This window comes from Saccharothrix sp. ALI-22-I (genome assembly GCF_001984175.1).
Lineage (GTDB): Bacteria > Actinomycetota > Actinomycetes > Mycobacteriales > Pseudonocardiaceae > Actinosynnema.
This window is the reverse complement of the sequence record NZ_MTQP01000068.1, coordinates 942,150-960,564: the sequence shown is the minus strand read 5'-3', so window position 1 is coordinate 960,564 and position 18,415 is coordinate 942,150. Positions and strand designations below refer to the sequence as shown.

The following is an 18,415-nucleotide window of genomic DNA, read 5'->3' as shown; positions in this document are numbered from 1 at the left end:
TACGTACCACTAGAAGATGAATACGCCTGCCCCCGCCCATTCGAGGACATCAGGCGGGTAAACGCCGAGCACGAGCGTGACCGCCGCACCCAGGGTGATCGCGATCGTGGTGAACGCGCCGGGCACGCTCACCGTCGGGCCGTCCACCGCGGGCTCGCTGAAGTACATCAGCACGATCACCCGCAGGTAGAAGAACGCCGCCACCGCCGAAGCCACCAGGGCGATCACCACCAGCGGCGTCATGCCGGCTTCGATGGCCGCCGCGAACACCGCGAACTTGCCGACGAACCCGCTGGTCAGCGGCAGACCCGCGAGAGCCAGCAGCAGGAAGGTGAACACGGCCGCCGCCAGCGGCGACCGCTTGGCCAGACCGGCCCACTGGGACAGGTGGGTGGCCTCGCCGTCGGCGTTGCGGACCAGGCTGACCACGCCGAACGCGGCGATCGTGGTGAAGCCGTAGGCCATCAGGTAGAACATCGTGCCGGACAGGCCCGCGTCGTTCAGCGAGATGGCGCCGATCAGCAGGAACCCCGCGTGCGCCACCGACGAGTACGCGATCATCCGCTTCACGTCGGTCTGGGTGAGCCCGAGGACCGCGCCGATCACCATGGACGCGATGGCCACGCCCCACAGGACGCCGCTCCACTCCCAGCTCGACCGCTCGAACGCGCCGTAGAGCACGCGCAGGATGCCGCCGAACGCGGCGACCTTCGTGCACGCCGCCATGAACGCCGTCACCGGCGTGGGCGAGCCCTGGTAGACGTCGGGCGTCCACGCGTGGAACGGGCCGACGGAGGCCTTGAACAGCAGACCCACGATCAGCAGGCCGAAGCCCGCGTAGAGCAGCGTGTCGGAGCGGTCCGTGGCGGTGGTGGCGTTCGCGATGTCGGCCAGCTTCACCGAGCCCGCGAAGCCGTACAGCAGCGCCACGCCGTACAGGAAGAACGCCGACGCGAACGCGCCGAGCAGGAAGTACTTCACGGCGGCTTCCTGCGACAGCAGGCGGCGACGGCGGGCCAGACCCGCCATCAGGTACAGCGGCAGCGACAGCACTTCCAGCGCGATGAACATGGTGAGCAGGTCGTTCGCCGCGACGAAGGTCATCATGCCGCCGAGCGCGAACAGCGTCAGCGGGAAGACCTCGGTCTGCATCTCCCGCCGGATCAACTGCTCCCGGACGCCGCCCGAGCCGGGCAGGATCGAGGCGTCCGCCACGAACGCGCCGCCCGGTTCGACGGACCGGTCCGCGATGAGCAGCACCGAACCGAGGCCGAGCATCAGCAGGGTGGCCCACAGGAAGATCACCGGCCGGTCCACCGCGATGGTGCCCGCCAGGGTCAGCTTGCCCTGTTCGAGGGTCTCCTCGGCGACCGCGTACGTCAGCAGCGCGAAGCCGGCGCCGAGCAGCGTGAAGAAGGTCAGCAGGACCTGCGCCGCCCACCGCACGGCCTTCGGCAGGAACGCCTCGAACAGCACGCTGAGGCAGGCCGCGCCGAGCACGATCAGCAACGGTGCGACGGCCCAGTAGTCGATCTCCGGGGCTTGCAGCCGTTCCACGGTCTGCGAGAGGAACGTCGTCACGTCACTTGCCTTCCTGCGCGACCGGGTCGGCCACCCCGACCTCGCTGAGCGTCGCCCCGACGGACGGGGTGATCACGTCCAACACCGGCTTCGGGTAGAAGCCGAGCACCAGGATCAGTGCCACCAGCGGCGCGAGCACGGCCAGTTCGCGCTTGTTCAGGTCCGGCACCGACGCCTTCTCCGGGTCGACTGCCGCACCGGGACCGCCGACCGCGTCGATCAACGCGGTGCCGCGCACCGGGCCCTGGAACACGCGCTGGTACAGCCACAGGACGTACAGCGCGGCCAGCACCATGCCCACGGCGGCCAGGATCGTGTAGACCGGCGCGTTCGGGTAGGAGCCGATGAGCACCAGGAACTCGCTCACGAACGAGTTGGTGCCCGGCAGCGCCAGCGACGACAGACCGGCCACGAAGAACAGCCCGCCCAGCACCGGGGTCAGCTTGGCCATGCCGCCGTAGTCCTCGATCAGGCGCGACCCGCCGCGGGCCATCACCATGCCGACGACCAGGAACAGCATGCCGGTGGAGATGCCGTGGTTGACCATGTAGAGCACCGCGCCGGTACCGGCCTGCGAGCTGAACGCGAAGATGCCCAGCGCGATGAAACCGAAGTGCGCGATCGAGGTGTAGGCGACGAACCGCTTCATGTCGGACTGGCCGACCGCGAGCAGCGAGCCGTACAGGATGCCGACGACGGCCAGGACCAGCACGACGGGCGCGAGTTCCTTGCTGGCCGCCGGGAACAGCGGCAGGCAGTAGCGCAGGAAGCCGAACGTGCCGATCTTGTCCAGGATGCCGACCAGCAGCACGCCCGCGCCGACCGGCGCTTCCGCACCGGCGTCGGGCAGCCAGGTGTGCAGCGGCACCAGCGGCGCCTTGATCGCGAACGCGATGAAGAAGCCGAGGAACAGCCAGATCTGGGTGGACAGCGGCAGGTCCCGCGTCACGGTGACCAGCGTGGCCCAGTCGAACGTGCCCTGGCCGAGCTTGTCCGCGCTCACCACGTACAGGCCGATCACCGAGGCCAGCATGATCAGGCCGCCGAGCAGCGAGTACAGGAAGAACTTCATCGCCGCGTACTGCCGGTTCGGTCCGCCGAAGCGGCCGATCAGGAAGTACATCGGGACCAGCACGGCCTCGAAGAACACGTAGAACACGAACACGTCGGTGGCCGCGAAGACACCGACCATGCCGGTCTGCATGGCCAGCAGCAGCGCGAAGAACCCGCCCGCGCTGCGGCCCTCGGGCAGCTTGTCCGCCCACGAGCCGCCGATGACGACCGGCACCAGGAAGGCGATCAGCGCGATCATCACCAGCGCGATGCCGTCCACACCGAACGACAGGTGCACGCCGAAGGCGGGGATCCAGTCGGCCGAGCTGGTGAGCTGCAAGCGCTCGCCGCCCGGGTCGAACGCCGTCCACGCCAGCACCGCCAGCGCCAGCTCCACCAGGGAGAACGCCAGCGCGACCGTCTTGGCCAACCGGTCGTTGCCCCGCAGGAACGCCACCACCAGGCTGCCGACCAGCGGCAGCAGGAGCAGCGCGATCAGCGTCCAGCTCACGAGAACCTCACCATCAGCAGCGCGCCCAGGACGAAGACCGCACCCAGGAGCATGGAGAGCGCGTACGAGCGCACGAACCCGGTCTGCAACCTGCGCAGCCGGCCCGAGCTACCGCCCAGCAGCGCCGCCGACCCGTTCACCAGGCCGTCGACGCCCTTGTTGTCCACGAACACCAGCGCGCGGGTGAGCCAGGTGCCCGGCCGCGCGAACAGCGCCTCGTTCAGCGTGTTGCCGTACAGGTCGGCGCGCGCGGCGCGGACCGGGAACGACACCCGCACCGGGCGTTCCACCGGCTGGGGCCGGCGGCCGAAGATCAGGTAGGCGATCAGCACGCCGAGCGCCGACAGGCCGAGCACCAGGTAGTTGACCACGCTGTGGTCCAGCACCCCGTGCTGCTCCTGCAACTCGCCCAGCGACGGCGCCAGCCAACCCGAGAGGTTGTGGTTCGACTCCAGGAACCAACCCGCGCCGACCGACCCGACCGCCAGCAGGATCATCGGCACCGTCATCGACAGGCCGGACTCGTGCGGGTGGTACTCGCGGCCGTCGGCGGACTTCAGGTCCGTCCAGCGCGGCTTGCCCAGGAACACCAGGAACAGCAGGCGCGTCATGTAGAACGCGGTGATGCCCGCACCCAGCGCGGCCACACCGCCGAACACCCAACCGCGCCAACCCGGCTCGCTGAACGCCGCCGCGATGATGGCGTCCTTGGAGAAGTAGCCGGACAGGAACGGGAAGCCGATCAGGGCCAGGTAGCCCAGGCCCCAGGTGACGAAGGTGATCGGCATCTTGCGGGCCAGCCCGCCCATCCGCCGGATATCGCCCTCGTCGTTCATGCCGTGCATGACCGAACCGGCGCCGAGGAACAGCCCGGCCTTGAAGAAGCCGTGCGTGAGCAGGTGCATGATGCCCAGCGCGTAACCGACCGGTCCGAGGCCTACGGCCAGGATCATGTAGCCGATCTGGCTGACCGTCGAGTAGGCCAGCACCTTCTTGAAGTCGTCGTAGGCGCAGCCGATGATGCAGCCGATCAGCAGCGTCAGCCCGCCGATGATCATCACGACCAGCCGGCCGTCGGCCGACAGGTTGTAGATCGGGTTCGACCGGGCGATCAGGTAGACGCCGGCGGTGACCATCGTCGCCGCGTGGATCAGGGCGGAGACCGGGGTCGGGCCGGCCATCGCGTCGGGCAACCACGCCTGCAACGGGAACTGGCCGGACTTGCCGCACGCGCCCAGGAGCAGCAGCAGCGTGATGGCCAGCACCTCGGCCGAGGAGAACTCGCCGACGCGGGCGAACACCTCGGTGAACTGGGTGGTGCCCAGCGTGTTGAACATCATGAAGATGGCGATCGCCAGACCCAGGTCACCGACCCGGTTCATCAGGAACGCCTTCTTCGCGGCCGACGCCGCCTCCGGCTTGTGCTGGTACCAGCCGATGAGCAGGTAGGACGCGAGACCGACGCCCTCCCAGCCGAAGTACAGCGTCACGAAGCCGTTGCCGAGCACCAGCAGCAGCATCGCGGCGACGAAGAGGTTCAGGTAGGCGAAGAACTTCCGCCGCCCGGCCTCGTGCGCCATGTAGCCGATCGAGTAGATGTGGATCAGCGACCCGACACCGGTGATCAGCAGCACGAACGTCAGCGACAGCGGGTCCAGGCGCAGTCCGAACTCCACGTCCAGCGCGGCCACCGGCACCCAGTCGAACAGGTGCACCTCGCTGGTCCGCTCCTCCGGGCTCATGCCCAGGGTGGAGAAGAACAGCGCCACGCCGTACGCGAACGCCGCGATCACGGTCGCGCAGCCCAGCAGGTGGCCCCACTTGTCGGTGCGCTTGCCACCCACGAGCAGCACGAGCGCGCCGAAGGCGGGCAAAGCGAGCAACAACCAGGCGAGACCGCCGATCCCGCTGGCGGCAACAGGTTCCGTCACCGTCGACCTCTCAGTACTTCAGCAGGTTGGAATCGTCGACCGAGGCCGAGCGACGCGTCTTGAAGATCGCCATGATGATCGTCAGACCGACCACGACTTCGGCCGCGGCCACGACCATCACGAAGAACGCCATGACCTGGCCGTCCAGCCCGCCGTTGATGCGGGCGAACGTGACCAGGGTCAGGTTCACCGCGTTGAGCATCAGCTCCACGCACATGAACACCACGATGGCGTTGCGCCGCACCAGAACGCCGACCGCGCCGAGGCTGAACAGCAGCGCGGACAGCAGCAGGTAGTACGTAGGGGTCACGACGACTCTCCCTTGAGCGCGTGCGCGTCGGGCTGGTGCCCGGTGCCGGACACCTCCGCGACGTCGTCCTCAAGACGTTCCTTGGCGGTCGTCTCGATGAGCTCGGACAGGGACTCGGAGGCGACCGAACCGTCCGGCAGCAGGGCGGGCGTGGCCACCGAGTTGGCGGTGGCGAACACACCGGGGCCGGGCAGCGAGCCCGGGCGGTTGCCGCGGAAGCGCTCCTCGACCAGTTCGCGCTGGGTCTTCTTGGCGTCCTTGCCGGTGCGCGAGGTGAAGGCGAGCACCATCGCGCCGACCGCCGCGGTGATCAGCAGCGCGGACGTCAGCTCGAACGGGAACAGGTAGTCGGTGAACAGCGCCTCGCCGATGTTGGCGACGTTGCCGCCGTTCTGCGTGTTCTGCGCGGCCAGGCCGACCGGCTCCACGTCGGTCAGCGCGCGGGCGACCGAGGCGACCACGATGCCGGCGAAGCCGACGCCGATGACCGCAGCGGCCAGCCGCTGGCCCCGCAGCACTTCGACGACCGAGTCCGAGCTGTCCCGGCCGACCAGCATCAGCACGAACAGGAACAGCATCATGATCGCGCCGGTGTAGACGATGATCTGCACGAAGCCGAGGAACGGCGCCTGCTGGACCATGTAGAGCACGCCGAGGCTGAGCATGGTGAGCACCAGCCACAGCGCGGAGTGCACCGCGTTGCGCGCGAAGAGCATGCCCAGCGCGCCGGCGAGGGCGAGCGGGCCGAGGATCCAGAACGCGACCGCCTCGCCGGTGGTGACGGTGTCCACCACGCGTTCGACGGCGTCGGGCTGCTGTGCCAGGAGGGAAGCGATCATTGCCCCGCTCCCGGTGCTTGCTTCGCCTGGGCGGCCAACTGCGGACCGTTCACGTAGTAGTCCTGCTCGTTCTCGCCGAGCCGCATCGGGTGCGGCGGCTGCTCCATGCCGGCGAGCAGGGGCGCGAGCAGGTCTTCCTTGGTGAAGATCAGCTTCTGCCGGTCGTCGTCGGCCAGCTCGTACTCGTTGGTCATGGTGAGCGAGCGGGTCGGGCACGCCTCGATGCACAGGCCGCAGCCGATGCAGCGCAGGTAGTTGATCTGGTAGTCGGCGCCGAACCGCTCACCGGGCGAGTAGCGCTCCTCGTCGGTGTTGTCGCCACCCTCGACGAAGATCGCGTCCGCCGGGCACGCCCACGCGCACAGCTCGCAGCCGACGCACTTCTCCAGCCCGTCCGGGTGCCGGTTGAGCTGGTGGCGGCCGTGGAACCGCGGCGCGGTGACCTTCTTGACCTCGGGGTACTCCTCGGTGACGACCTTCTTGAACATCGTGCCGAAGGTGACGCCGAAGCCCTTGACGGGATCAAACACGCCCATCGCTGGCCTCCTTTTGTGAAGCTGCGGTTACCGCTGCCGGTTCCTTGGTCTGGTCACCCGGGAGTTCCGCGACCGGCACCTGCCGGCGCGGCGGTGACTTGGGCACCTTCAGGTCCAGCGGCGGCACCGGGTAGCCGCCACCGGTGATCGGCACGGCGTTGGGGTCCTGTTGCTCCCGCTTGTCCGGCAGCAGGAACGCGATCAGCAGGATCGCCGCGAGGAACGCGCCGATCACGATCAACGCGGTGCTGGTGTCCAGGCCGGTGCCCGTCTCCACCTCCTGGCGCACGTAGCGGGCGAAGGCCACCGCGACGAACCAGACCAGCGCGATCGGGACCAGGAACTTCCAGCCCAGCCGCATGAACTGGTCGTAGCGCAGGCGGGGCAGCGTGCCGCGCAGCCAGATGAACAGGAACAGGAAGCCCAGCGTCTTGATCACGAACCAGAGCAGGCCGAACCAGCCGCTGTTGAGGATGTGGTCGTCGCCGACGAACGGGAACCGCCAGCCGCCCAGGAACAGCGTGGTGGCCAGCGCCGAGACGGTCACCATGTTGACGTACTCGGCGAGGAAGAACAGCGCGAACTTCAGCGAGCTGTACTCGGTGTGGAAACCGCCGACCAGCTCCGACTCGGCCTCGGGGAGGTCGAACGGCGCCCGGTTGGTCTCGCCGACCATCGAGGTGACGTAGATCAGGAAGCTGACCGGCAGCAGGATCGCGTTCCACGCGGGCAACAGGCCCCACAGGATGGTGCCGGTCTGCGTTCCCGCGATGTCCGCCGTGGACAGCGAGTGCGAGTTCATCACCACGGCCAGGATGGACAGGCCCATCGCGATCTCGTACGAGATCACCTGCGCGGCGGCCCGCAGAGACGACAGCAGCGGGTACGGCGAGCCGGAGGCCCAGCCGGACAGCACGATGCCGTAGACGCCGAGCGCGGAGCAGGCCAGCACGACCAGCACGCCGACCGGCAGGTCGACCAGCTGGAGCGCGGTGCGCTCGCCGAAGATGGAGACCTCGCCGCCCAGCGGGATCACCGAGAAGGCGACGAACGCGGGGATGCAGGAGACCACCGGGGCCAGGAAGAACACCCACTTGTCCGCCAGGACCGGGCGAATGTCCTCCTTGAAGGCGAGCTTCAGCCCGTCGGCGAGCGACTGGAGCCAGCCGTTCGGGCCGACCCGGTTGGGTCCGGGGCGCTGCTGCATCCGGGCCACGACCTTGCGCTCCCAGTTGATCATGAACAGGGTCATGACCACGAGGAAAGCGAAGATCGCGACGACCTTGACGAGGATCAGCCAGAGCGGATCGTCGGCGAGGAGTTCAGCGGTGTTCATGCCTTGCCTCCGACGGGCGAGGTGTTCTTCTCAGCGGAGCCCGCGACGGGTGCCGTCGACGTGTCCTTCTCAGCGGAGACCGCGGCCGGCGGCGTGATCCGCTGCGCGGTGCCCGAGACGAACGGCGCGACCGCCACCACGGAGCCGTGGCCGGCGACCAGGTTGCGCCGCACGGTGACCGCGCCCGAGTTGCCGGGCAGCCACACCACGCCGTCGGGCAGGTCGGCCGCTTCGACCGGCAGCACCACCTCGCCCCGGTCGGTGGCGACGGTGATCTCACCGCCGAGCTGCACGCCCAGGTGCCGCGCGGTGGCCGCGGAGAGCTTCGCCACCACCGGCCGCGCGGTGCCGGCCAGGTTCGGCTCGTCGTCCTGCATCGAGCCGTTGTCCAGCAGCCGCCGCCAGGTCGCGAGTACGGCCTGGCCGTCCTTGGGCTGCGAGAGCAGCGGTGCCGCCACGGTGGGTGCCGAAGCGGTAACCGTCGCGACGCCCAGTCGGGCCAGGTCCGCGGCGGCCGCGGCGGGGGTCTGGGTGAACAGGTCCGCGTCCATCTCCACGGCCAGCGTGTCGAGCACCCGGCCGTCCGGCAGCGCGCCGGTGCCCTCGATCGTGGTGCCGAACTGGCGGTGGCGGCCCTCCCAGTTGAGGTAGCTGCCCGCCTTCTCCACCGCCGGGGCGATCGGGAGCACCACGTCGGCGTGCGCGGTGACTGCGCTGTGCCGCAGCTCCAGGCTGACCACGAAACCGGTGAAGTCCAGCGCGCGCTCGGCCAGCGCCGGGTCGGGCAGGTCGAACGGGTCGACACCGCCGACCACCAGCGCGTCCAGCCCACCACTCGCGGCGGCGAGGAGGATGCCGTTGGTGTCGCGGCCGGCCTTCGCGGGCAGCGTGTCCGGCTCCAGGCCCCACGCCTGCTCGACCTCGGCGCGTGCGGCCGCGTCGCTCACCAGGCGACCGCCCGGCAGCAACGTCGGCAGCAGACCGGTCTCCAGCGCACCGCGCTCACCGGCGCGACGCGGGATCCAGGCGACCTTCGCGCCGGTCCGCTCGGCCAGCGCGGCGACCGCCGAGAACAGGCCGGGGACCTCGGCGGCACGCTCGCCGACCAGGATCACCGAGCCCGGCTTGGCCAGGTCGTCGACCACGTCGGCGGCGTGCTCGGGCAGCGCGTTCAACGCGGCGGGCTCGCCACCGGGCACGCACGCCAGCAGCACGCCGTTGGTCTTCTCCACCGCGGGCGTCGTGAACTGGCCCAGGTGGAAGACCTTGGTCCGGTTCTTGCGGGCCGCCTTGCGCAGCCGCAGGAACACGATCGGCGCCTCTTCCTCCGGCTCGAACGCGACCAGCAGCGCGGCCGGCGCCCGCTCGATGCCCTCGAACGTCACGCCGCCGTTGTCCGGGTTCGTGCCGAGGATCGTGCTGGTCAGGAACTCCAGCTCCTCGGCCGAGTGGGCGCGGGCGCGGAAGTCGACGTCGTTGGTGCGCAGCGCGATCCGGGCGAACTTCGAGTACGCGTAGGCGTCCTCGACGGTGAGCCGGCCACCGGCCAGCACACCGACACCCTTGCCGTCACGGGCCTTCGCCAGGCCCTCGGCGGCGTACTGCAACGCCTCGGTCCAGGACGATTCGCGCAGCTCACCGGTGGCCTTGTCGCGCACCAGCGGCCGGCGGACGCGGTCCTCGGCGGTGGCGTAGCGGAACGCGAAACGACCCTTGTCGCAGATCCACTCCTCGTTGACCTGCGGGTCGTCACCGGCCAGCTTGCGCTGCACCTTGCCGCGCCGCCAGTCGGTGCGCTCCGCGCAGCCCGACGAGCAGTGCTCGCACACACCGGGCGTGGACACCAGGTCGAACGGCCGGGCGCGGAACCGGTACGCGGCGCTGGTCAGCGCGCCCACCGGGCAGATCTGGATGGTGTTGCCGGAGAAGTACGACTGGAACGGCTTCTCCTGCGCCACACCGATCTGCTGCTGCGAACCGCGCTCCAGCAACTCGATGAACGGGTCACCGGCGATCTGCGCGGAGAACCGCGTGCAGCGCTGGCACAGCACGCACCGCTCACGGTCCAGCAGCACCTGCGTGGAGATCGGGATCGGCTTGGGGAACGTCCGCTTGTGCTCGTGGAACCGGGAGTCCGAGCGGCCGTGCGCCAGCGCCTGGTTCTGCAACGGGCACTCGCCGCCCTTGTCGCAGATCGGGCAGTCCAGCGGGTGGTTGATGAGCAGCAGCTCCATCACGCCCTGCTGTGCCTTGTCCGCCACCGGCGAGGTCAGCTGGGTCTTGACCACCATGCCGTCGGCGACGGTCATGGTGCAGGAGGCCTGCGGCTTCGGCATCGGCCGGCCGCCCATCTCCACCTCGACCAGGCACTGCCGACAGGCGCCCGCGGGCTCCAGCAGCGGGTGGTCGCAGAAGCGCGGGATGACGGTGCCGAGCCGCTCCGCGGTGCGGATCAGCAGCTCGCCCTTGGGGGCGACGACCTCCACGCCGTCGATGACGAGCTTGACGTGGCCCTCCGGGACCACGAGCTCAGTGCTCTTCTCGGGTGCCATCGTCATGCCGTTGCTCCAGCCAGGACCTGAGAGTTCTGGTCGCACAGAGCCAGGAACTCGTGCTTGAAGTACTTGATGCCGCTGGTGATGGGGCTGACCGCGCCGTCGCCGAGCGCGCAGAACGAGCGGCCCAGGATGTTGTCGCAGACGTCCAGCAGCGTGTCGATGTCACTGGCCGTGCCCTCGCCGCGCACCATCCGCTGCAGGATCTGGACCAGCCAGTAGGTGCCCTCGCGGCACGGCGTGCACTTGCCGCACGACTCGTGCTTGTAGAACTCGGTCCACTTCATGACCGCCCACGGCACGGACACCGTCTCGTTGAAGATCTGCAACGCGGTGGTGCCGAGCATCGAGCCCGCCTCGGCCGCGCCCTCGAAGTCCAGCGGCACGTCCAGGTGGTCGGCGGTGAACAGCGGGGTGGACGAGCCGCCGGGCGTCCAGAACTTCAGCGGGACGCCGTCCTTCATGCCGCCCGCCAGGTCCAGCAGCTCGCGCAGCGTGACGCCCATCGGCGCCTCGTACTGGCCGGGGCGCTCCACGTGGCCGGACAGCGAGAAGATCTTCGGACCCGGCGAGCGCTCGCGGCCCATGGTGCGGAACCAGTCCGCGCCGCCGTTGACGATGTACGGCACGCTCGCGATGGTCTCGACGTTGTTCACCACGGTCGGCGAGGCGTACAGGCCGGACGTCGCCGGGAACGGCGGCTTGAGCCGGGGCTGGCCGCGCCTGCCCTCCAGCGAGTCCAGCAGCGCCGTCTCCTCGCCGCAGATGTACGCGCCGGCGCCCGCGTGCACGACCACGTCGAGGTCGAAGCCCGAGCCGAGGATGTCCTTGCCCAGGTAACCGGCCTCGTACGCCTCGCGCACGGCCGCGTTCAGCCGGCGGATCACGTGCAGCACCTCGCCGCGCACGTAGATCGCGGCGAAGTTCGCCCGGATCGCGTACGAGGTGATGATGATGCCCTCGATCAGCGAGTGCGGGTCCGCCATCATCAGCGGGATGTCCTTGCAGGTGCCCGGCTCGCCCTCGTCGGCGTTGATGACGAGGTAGTGCGGCTTGCCGTCGCCCTGCGGGATGAAGCCCCACTTCATGCCGGTGGGGAAGCCCGCGCCGCCGCGACCGCGCAGCCCGGAGTCCTTGCACTGCTGGATCAGCTGGTCGGGGTGGGCCGTGAGCGCTTTGCGCAGCGCCGTGTACCCCTCCAACTGCTCGTAGGTCTTCAGCGTCCACGAGCGCGGCGACAGCCAGCGCTTCGTCAGGACGGGAGTCAGGTTGTCGACCACGTCAGCTCCCCCTACCTACTTCTTCTCCGGCAGCGGCGGGAAGTCCGCGTTGTCCGGCATGGCCGGCGCGGTCCAGCCGCGTTCCGCGGCGATCCTGGCCCCGCGCACCGTCTCGGGGGCGGCCGACGGGCCGTCCAGGTCCGCGTCCCGACCCTCGAAGAACCCGGCCAGCTGCAACTCGGCCTGGCGGAAGTCGGTCAGCGGCGCGCCGCGCGTCGGGTGCGGCTTCTCCCCCGCCTGCAAGGACTTGACCAGGCCCAGCGCGCCGTCGGGCGTCTGGTTGTCGAAGTACTCGTAGTTGACCTGGAGCACCGGGCCGAGGTCGCACGCGGCCAGGCACTCGGCGTGCTCCAGCGTGATCGAGCCCGGCGTGCCCGGCTCGCCCGCGGTCTGCTCGTGGCCCAGCGGCTTGCCGTCGCTGCCCAGGTGCTCGCGCAGCTTGGCGTAGATGGCGTCGCCGCCCAGGGCCGCGCACAGCGTGTTCGTGCAGACGCTCACCAGGTGCTCGCCGCACGGGCGGCGCTTGTACATGGTGTAGAACGTCGCGACCGCGCTGACCTCGGCGTTGCTCAGGTCGAGCTGGTCGGCGCAGAACGTGATGCCCGCCTGGCTGACGTACCCCTCGACCGACTGCACCAGATGCAGCATCGGCAGCAGCGCCGACCGCGCCTGCGGGTAGCGGGCGATGATCGCCTGCGCCTTGTCCACGATCGACTGGTCGAACACAGCCGTGTCGACCGGGTTCTCGGTCACCAGCCGGTGCGTCTCGACGGGGTCCAGCGGCGAGGCCGCGTAGACCTCTTCGGAAGTGCTCATCGGTCACAACCACCCATCACCGGGTCGATAGAGGCCACCGACGCGATGACGTCGGCGACCATGCCGCCCTCGCACATCGCGGGCATCGACTGGAGGTTCACGAAGCTGGGTTCGCGCACGTGCACGCGCATCGGCCGGGTGCCGCCGTCGGACACGACGTGGTAGCCCAACTCGCCGCGCGGCGACTCGATCGGCACGTAAACCTGGCCGGCAGGCACCGCGAAGCCCTCGGTCACCAGCTTGAAGTGGTGGATCAGGGACTCCATGGACTGGCCCATGATCTTGCGGACGTGCTCCAGCGAGTTGCCCATGCCGTCCGAGCCGATGGTCAGCTGCGCAGGCCAGGCGATCTTGGCGTCCGCCACCATGACCGGGCCGGGCGTCAGGTTGTCCACCGCCTGCTTGACGATCCGCAGCGACTGGTGGATCTCCTCCACGCGCAGCAGGTAGCGGGCGAAGGCGTCGGCGGCGTTCGACGTCGGCACGTCGAACTCGTAGTTCTCGTAACCGCTGTAGGGCTCGACCTTGCGCAGGTCCCACGGCAGGCCCGCGCCGCGCAGGATCGGGCCGGTGATGCCCAGCGCGAGGCAGGCGTCCACCGGCAGGTAGCCGATGCCCGCGAGGCGGTTGCGCCAGATCGGCTGACCGGACAGCAGCTTGTCGTAGTCCGGCAGCCGGGAGTCCATCACCTTGATGAAGTCCTTGATCTTCTGCTCGGCGCCCTCGGGCAGGTCCTGCGCCAGGCCGCCGGGCCGGATGAACGCGTGGTTCATCCGCAGACCGGTCAGGAACTCCAGCAGGTGCAGGACCTCTTCGCGCTCGCGGAAGCCCGCGGTCATGCCGGTCAGCGCGCCCAGCTCCATGCCGCCGGTGGCCAGCGCCACCAGGTGCGAGCTGATCCGGTTCAGCTCCATGAGCAGCACGCGGATCGTCTGCGCCCGCTGCGGGACGGTGACGCCGAGCAGCTTCTCCACGGACATGCAGTACGCGGCTTCGTTGTGCAGCGGCGCCAGGTAGTCCATGCGCGTCACGAACGTGACGCCCTGCGTCCAGTTGCGGTACTCGACGTTCTTCTCGATGCCGGTGTGCAGGTAGCCGATGACGCTGCGAGCCTGGGTGACGGTCTCGCCCTCCAGCTCCAGCACCAGGCGCAGCACGCCGTGCGTGGACGGGTGCTGCGGACCCAGGTTCATGACGATGCGCTCGTCACCCGCGGCCTCGGCCAGCACCTCGTCCCAGTCGCCGCCGGTCACCGTGTAGACGGTGCCCTCGGTCGTCTGGCGGGAGCTCGCGTCGTACGGGTCGCTCACCCGGCCGGGGGCGCTGGTGTCGGTACCCGCGGTCACGTCGGAAATTCGCTCGGTCATGAGTAGGACCGCCTCTGGTCTGGCGGGGGGATCTCCGCGCCCTTGTACTCCACCGGGATGCCGCCGAGCGGGTAGTCCTTGCGCTGCGGGTGGCCGTCCCAGTCGTCCGGCATGAGGATCCGGGTCAGGCCCGGGTGGCCGTCGTAGACGATGCCGAACATGTCCCAGGCCTCGCGCTCCTGCCAGTCCGCGGTCGGGTAGACCGAGACCACGCTGGGGATGTGCGCGTCGTCCACGTCGACCGCGACCTCCAGCCGGATGCGCCGGCGGTAGGTCATCGACGTCAGGTGGTAGACCGAGTGCAGCCGCTGCGGAGCGTCCACGCCGTAGTCCACACCCGACACCGAGCTGCACAGCTCGAAGCGCAGCGCCGGGTCGTCACGCAGGATGCGCGCCACCTCGACCAGGTTCTCCCGGCGCAGGAAGAAGGTGATCTCGCCGCGGTCGACGGTGATCTGCTGGACCGTGTCGGCGGGCAGGCCCTTCTCCCGGATCGCGGCCAGCAACTCGTCGGCGACCTCGTCGAACCAGCCGCCGTAGGGCCGCTCGGACGGCGCGGCGACGTGAGCGGGCAGCCGCAGGCCGCCGAAGCCGGAGGTGTCGCCGGAGCCGGAGATGCCGAACATGCCCTGCCGGGCCTTGCCCGCGACCATGCCGCCGCGGGCCAGGTACTCCTCGTGCTGGGTCTGGTTCATGCTCGCCGAGCTGAGCGCTTCCGGCTGGTCACCACCCTTTGGCGTGTCCGCGCCGGGGGTCTTGTCGACCTCTTTGTTCTCGTCAGCCATTGCCGCTCACTTCTTCGCAAAGCGCTCGGAGGACGGGATCAGGTCCGTCGTGTGGCCCGACGCGGCCAGCAGCGCGGCCCGGTTCGCCCCGAGCGGCTCGTCCATGATCTTGGCGTGGATCTTGAGGATCGCGTCGATCAGCATCTCCGGCCGCGGCGGGCAGCCGGGCAGGTACATGTCGACCGGCACGACGTGGTCCACGCCCTGCACGACCGCGTAGTTGTTGAACATCCCGCCGCTGGAGGCGCACACGCCCATGGCCAGCACCCAGCGCGGCTCGGGCATCTGGTCGTAGATCTGGCGCAGCACCGGCGCCATCTTGTTGGTCACCCGGCCCGCGACGATCATCAGGTCGGCTTGGCGCGGCGAGGCGCGGAAGACCTCCATGCCGAACCGCGCGAGGTCGTAGCGCGGGCCGCCGGTGGTCATCATCTCGATCGCGCAGCAGGCCAGGCCGAAGGTGGCCGGCCACAGCGATGACTTGCGGGTCCAGTTGACCAACTTCTCCACGCTGGCCAGCAGGATGCCGTTCGGGAGCTTTTCCTCAAGACCCATGGGTTCTCCCCCTCAGTTCCAGTCGAGGCCGCCGCGACGCCACACGTAGGCGTACGCGAAGCCGACCGTCGCGACGAACAGTGCGATCTCCACCAGGCCGAACAGGCCGAGCCGGTCCGCGGAGACCGCGAAGGGGTAGAGGAACACCATTTCGATGTCGAACAGGATGAACAGCATCGCCGTGAGGTAGTAGGCGACCGGCATGCGGCCACCGCCCACCACCGGTTGCGGTGACGGCTCGATGCCGCACTCGTAGGCGTCGAGCTTCGCGCGGTTGTAGCGGCGGGGTCCGATGTACGGCGCGGCCGTCACCGAGAACAGCGCGAAAGCCGCGGCGAGGGCGAACATCAATACGAGGGGGAGGTAAGGGTCCAGCACTCTCCGTCGTCCTTTCCTCGCTGTCGCGGTGGTGGTGCACCGCTGACCGTTGCGCACCCTAAAGGGTGTTCTAGCGGCCTCCGGAGGTTAGGCGGGCCTAACAAGTGCCCAACAATCCGCAGGTCGCTTGTGAAACACTTCACAAGGTATCTCAGCCGGTTGTGAACTGATTCACAAGACCTGAGGGTCAGTGTAGAACGTCACACAGCGGCGTGACGGGCACCCCCGCCATAGGCCCTGACCTGGCCTTTTACGGTGCAGATCAACAGTTGACCGACCCCGGGGTGAACGGGAGCACACCAAAAACGAAACAGCGCCGACCCGTAGGGCGACGCTGCGTCCGTTAGAGGAGCCTTATTAGGCCGTTGGGGTGAGTTTCGTGGCCGTCGTGATGATGCGGTCGAACGAGTCGCCGTCCTTCGGGTCGTAAAGACCCGCGAGGAGCTTCAGGACCAGCTTCATCAGGGTCTTGCGCGGCAGGCCGTACTTGGTCGCGGTGCGCATGATCGTGGGGTGGCCGATGAGCTTGCTGAACACGTTGCCGAGCCGGTAGTAGCTGCCCAGGGCCTGTTCGATGCGCACCGGGTAGCCGTGCAGCGCCCGCTCGCGGCTCGCACCCTGGCGGGCGAGGGCCTGGATGGCGCTCTCCGCGGCGATGCGCGCCGACTCCATGGCGTAGCCGATGCCCTCGCCGTTGAACGGGTTGACCATGCCGCCCGCGTCACCCACGAGGAGCAGGCCGGGGCGGTAGTGCGGCTTGCGGTTGAGGCCCATCGGCAGGGCCGCGCCGCCGATCTTGCCGGTGGCGTTCTCCTCGCGGAAACCCCACTCCTCGGGGGTGCCGTCGAGCCAGCTCTTGAGCAGCGCGCGGTAGTCCGTGGTGCCGTAGGCCTTGGAGGTGCTGAGGATGCCGAGGCCGACGTTCACGGTGCCGTCGCCCATGCCGAAGATCCAGCCGTAGCCGGGCAGCAGCACGTTGTTGGCCCGGTCCCACAGCTCCAGGTGCGACTCCAGGTAGTCGTCCTTGGTGCGCGGGCTGGCGTAGTAGCGGCGGACCGCGACGCCCATCGGCTTGGCGTCGTCCTTCTGGATGCCGACGCTCAGGGCGAGCCTGGCGCTCACGCCGTCGCAGGCCAGCACGAGCGGCGCCCGGTAGGTGACGGGGGTCTTGTCCGGGCCCTGCTTGGCGGTGACGCCGACGACCCGGCCGTTCTCCACCACCGCGCCGGTGACGGTGGTCTGCTCGTGCATCCGCGCGCCCGCCTGGACGGCGGCCTGCGCGAGCATCTCGTCGAAGTCCTGCCGGGGCCGGACCAGGCCGTAGGGCGGGAACGTGGCCAGCTCGGGCCAGTCCAGTTCGAGCGTGACGCCGCCGCCGACCACCCGCAGGCCGCGGTTGTGCAGCCAGCCGGCTTCCTCGCGGGTGTCGATGCCCAGGTCGATGAGCTGCTTGACCCCGCGCGGGGTCAGCCCGTCACCGCAGACCTTCTCGCGCGGGAAGGTGCTCTTCTCCAGCAGCACCACGTCCAGGCCCGCGCGTGCCAGGTAGGTGGCCGCGGTCGAGCCCGCGGGGCCCGCACCGACCACGATCACCTCGGCGTCCTCGCCTGCCTTGCGGCGGCTGGGAGTCGTCATCCCCGCTCCTTGTGCCCGTGTTCACAAAGTCCACGGCGAGTCTACTGGCGGGCCGCTGAGGGATTACCGCCTCCAGCAGGCTCAACGCCTCGGGCAGGTCGGGTCCTACGCGGGTTTGGTGCCGCGGTGCAAGGCGACCATGCCGCCGGTGAGGTTCATCCAGGCGACGTCCTCCCAGCCGGCGCGGGCCACGATCTCGCCGAGCGTGCGCTGGTCGGGCCAGGTGCGCATGGATTCGGCGAGGTACTGGTAGGCGTCCGGGTTGGAGGACACGAGCCGGCCGATGAACGGCAGGATTCGGAGCAGGTAGCGCATGTAGACGAAGCGGAACGGGCGGAACGTCGGCGTTGAGACCTCGCACACCACCAGCCGGCCGCCGGGCCTGACGACCCGGGCCATCTCGCGCAGCGCGGCCTCGGTGTCGTTGAAATTCCGCAGCCCGAAGGACACGGTGACCGCGTCGAAGGCGTTGTCGGCGAACGGCAGGTGCAGGGCGTCGGCGGCGACCTTCGGCACCGGCCGGTGCGCGCCTCCGAGCAGCATCCCCAGCGAGAAGTCGGCCGCCACGCACCACGCACCCGAGGCCGCGTACTCCACGGTCGACACCGCCGTGCCCGCCGCGAGATCAAGAACCTTCTCACCGGGCTTCGCGTCCAGAACCCGCCGACTCCACTCCCGCCAGCGCCGGTCGAACCCGAGCGTCATGACCGAGTTCGTCCGGTCGTAGCCCTTGGCCACCCCGTCGAACATCTCGGCGACCTCGTGGGGGTTCTTGTCCAGACCAGCACGCGCCATACCCAAAGCCTAATCCCCGCGTGTCCAACGCCCAGAACGCGCGTGTCCAACGCCCAGAACGCGCGTGTCCAACGTTCCGAACGCGCGTGTCCAACGTTCCGAACGCGCGTGTCCAACGTTCCGAACGCGCGTGTCCAACGTTCCGAACGCGC

General features: G+C 69.3%; 16 protein-coding genes. All 16 read right to left on the bottom strand.

The window, feature by feature from the left end; genetic code table 11:
• Positions 1-9: 9 nt before the first annotated feature.
• The 16 genes from nuoN to ALI22I_RS41360 all read right to left on the bottom strand — a co-directional run bounded on the left by nuoN (position 10) and on the right by ALI22I_RS41360 (position 18,263).
• Positions 10-1,581: an NADH-quinone oxidoreductase subunit NuoN gene (gene nuoN / locus ALI22I_RS41435; RefSeq protein WP_077010980.1), complete on the bottom strand. Its 1,572-nt coding sequence runs from the start codon at positions 1,579-1,581 to the stop codon at positions 10-12.
• Position 1,582: 1 nt separating this feature from the next.
• Positions 1,583-3,145, bottom strand: coding sequence for an NADH-quinone oxidoreductase subunit M (locus ALI22I_RS41430; protein ID WP_077010979.1), 1,563 nt, complete (start codon positions 3,143-3,145; stop codon positions 1,583-1,585).
• On the bottom strand, positions 3,142-5,076 hold the full coding sequence (nuoL, locus tag ALI22I_RS41425) for an NADH-quinone oxidoreductase subunit L (RefSeq protein WP_443217013.1): 1,935 nt from the start codon (positions 5,074-5,076) through the stop codon (positions 3,142-3,144). The genes ALI22I_RS41430 and nuoL overlap by 4 nt, the downstream gene beginning before the upstream one ends.
• A gap of 10 nt (positions 5,077-5,086) precedes the next feature.
• Positions 5,087-5,386 carry an NADH-quinone oxidoreductase subunit NuoK gene (gene nuoK / locus ALI22I_RS41420; protein WP_077010978.1) on the bottom strand — a complete coding sequence of 100 codons (300 nt, stop codon included), beginning with the start codon at positions 5,384-5,386 and terminating at the stop codon, positions 5,087-5,089.
• On the bottom strand, positions 5,383-6,225 hold the full coding sequence (locus tag ALI22I_RS41415) for an NADH-quinone oxidoreductase subunit J (protein ID WP_077010977.1): 843 nt from the start codon (positions 6,223-6,225) through the stop codon (positions 5,383-5,385). Before ALI22I_RS41415 ends, nuoK begins: the two co-directional genes overlap by 4 nt.
• Positions 6,222-6,761 carry an NADH-quinone oxidoreductase subunit NuoI gene (nuoI, locus tag ALI22I_RS41410; protein ID WP_077010976.1) on the bottom strand — a complete coding sequence of 180 codons (540 nt, stop codon included), beginning with the start codon at positions 6,759-6,761 and terminating at the stop codon, positions 6,222-6,224. The genes ALI22I_RS41415 and nuoI overlap by 4 nt, the downstream gene beginning before the upstream one ends.
• On the bottom strand, positions 6,748-8,097 hold the full coding sequence (gene nuoH, locus ALI22I_RS41405; RefSeq protein WP_077010975.1) for an NADH-quinone oxidoreductase subunit NuoH: 1,350 nt from the start codon (positions 8,095-8,097) through the stop codon (positions 6,748-6,750). The genes nuoI and nuoH overlap by 14 nt, the downstream gene beginning before the upstream one ends.
• The gene (locus ALI22I_RS41400; protein WP_238598804.1) at positions 8,094-10,655 is read right to left on the bottom strand and encodes an NADH-quinone oxidoreductase subunit G; all 2,562 of its coding nucleotides are present in this window, start codon (positions 10,653-10,655) and stop codon (positions 8,094-8,096) included. The genes nuoH and ALI22I_RS41400 overlap by 4 nt, the downstream gene beginning before the upstream one ends.
• A complete protein-coding gene (nuoF, locus tag ALI22I_RS41395; protein ID WP_077010974.1) occupies positions 10,652-11,932 on the bottom strand; it encodes an NADH-quinone oxidoreductase subunit NuoF in 1,281 nt (426 codons plus the stop codon). Before nuoF ends, ALI22I_RS41400 begins: the two co-directional genes overlap by 4 nt.
• A gap of 15 nt (positions 11,933-11,947) precedes the next feature.
• Entirely contained in the window at positions 11,948-12,748 is an 801-nt protein-coding gene (nuoE, locus tag ALI22I_RS41390; protein WP_083752374.1) for an NADH-quinone oxidoreductase subunit NuoE, read from the bottom strand.
• On the bottom strand, positions 12,745-14,115 hold the full coding sequence (locus ALI22I_RS41385) for an NADH-quinone oxidoreductase subunit D (RefSeq protein WP_077010973.1): 1,371 nt from the start codon (positions 14,113-14,115) through the stop codon (positions 12,745-12,747). The genes nuoE and ALI22I_RS41385 overlap by 4 nt, the downstream gene beginning before the upstream one ends.
• Positions 14,112-14,810 carry an NADH-quinone oxidoreductase subunit C gene (locus ALI22I_RS41380; RefSeq protein ID WP_143532719.1) on the bottom strand — a complete coding sequence of 233 codons (699 nt, stop codon included), beginning with the start codon at positions 14,808-14,810 and terminating at the stop codon, positions 14,112-14,114. Before ALI22I_RS41380 ends, ALI22I_RS41385 begins: the two co-directional genes overlap by 4 nt.
• Positions 14,811-14,906: 96 nt before the next feature.
• Positions 14,907-15,455: a NuoB/complex I 20 kDa subunit family protein gene (locus ALI22I_RS41375; RefSeq protein ID WP_077010971.1), complete on the bottom strand. Its 549-nt coding sequence runs from the start codon at positions 15,453-15,455 to the stop codon at positions 14,907-14,909.
• Between the two features lie 12 nt (positions 15,456-15,467).
• A complete protein-coding gene (locus tag ALI22I_RS41370) occupies positions 15,468-15,833 on the bottom strand; it encodes an NADH-quinone oxidoreductase subunit A (protein ID WP_033428518.1) in 366 nt (121 codons plus the stop codon).
• A gap of 357 nt (positions 15,834-16,190) precedes the next feature.
• Positions 16,191-17,468, bottom strand: a complete 1,278-nt coding sequence (locus ALI22I_RS41365) for a geranylgeranyl reductase family protein (protein ID WP_077010970.1) — start codon at positions 17,466-17,468, stop codon at positions 16,191-16,193.
• A gap of 105 nt (positions 17,469-17,573) precedes the next feature.
• Positions 17,574-18,263: a demethylmenaquinone methyltransferase gene (locus ALI22I_RS41360; RefSeq protein ID WP_077010969.1), complete on the bottom strand. Its 690-nt coding sequence runs from the start codon at positions 18,261-18,263 to the stop codon at positions 17,574-17,576.
• Positions 18,264-18,415: the final 152 nt, after the last annotated feature.

Bases quoted from the DNA above. Each gene is read 5' to 3' on its own strand.
- ALI22I_RS41415 (WP_077010977.1), bottom strand. From the start codon at position 6,225: ATGATCGCTTCCCTCCTGGCACAGCAGCCCGACGCCGTCGAACGCGTG.
- nuoI (WP_077010976.1), bottom strand. From the start codon at position 6,761: ATGGGCGTGTTTGATCCCGTCAAGGGCTTCGGCGTCACCTTCGGCACG.
- nuoH (WP_077010975.1), bottom strand. From the start codon at position 8,097: ATGAACACCGCTGAACTCCTCGCCGACGATCCGCTCTGGCTGATCCTC.
- ALI22I_RS41400 (WP_238598804.1), bottom strand. From the start codon at position 10,655: ATGACGATGGCACCCGAGAAGAGCACTGAGCTCGTGGTCCCGGAGGGC.
- nuoE (WP_083752374.1), bottom strand. From the start codon at position 12,748: ATGAGCACTTCCGAAGAGGTCTACGCGGCCTCGCCGCTGGACCCCGTC.
- ALI22I_RS41385 (WP_077010973.1), bottom strand. From the start codon at position 14,115: ATGACCGAGCGAATTTCCGACGTGACCGCGGGTACCGACACCAGCGCC.
- ALI22I_RS41380 (WP_143532719.1), bottom strand. From the start codon at position 14,810: ATGAACCAGACCCAGCACGAGGAGTACCTGGCCCGCGGCGGCATGGTC.
- ALI22I_RS41375 (WP_077010971.1), bottom strand. From the start codon at position 15,455: ATGGGTCTTGAGGAAAAGCTCCCGAACGGCATCCTGCTGGCCAGCGTG.
- ALI22I_RS41365 (WP_077010970.1), bottom strand. From the start codon at position 17,468: ATGACGACTCCCAGCCGCCGCAAGGCAGGCGAGGACGCCGAGGTGATC.
- ALI22I_RS41360 (WP_077010969.1), bottom strand. From the start codon at position 18,263: ATGGCGCGTGCTGGTCTGGACAAGAACCCCCACGAGGTCGCCGAGATG.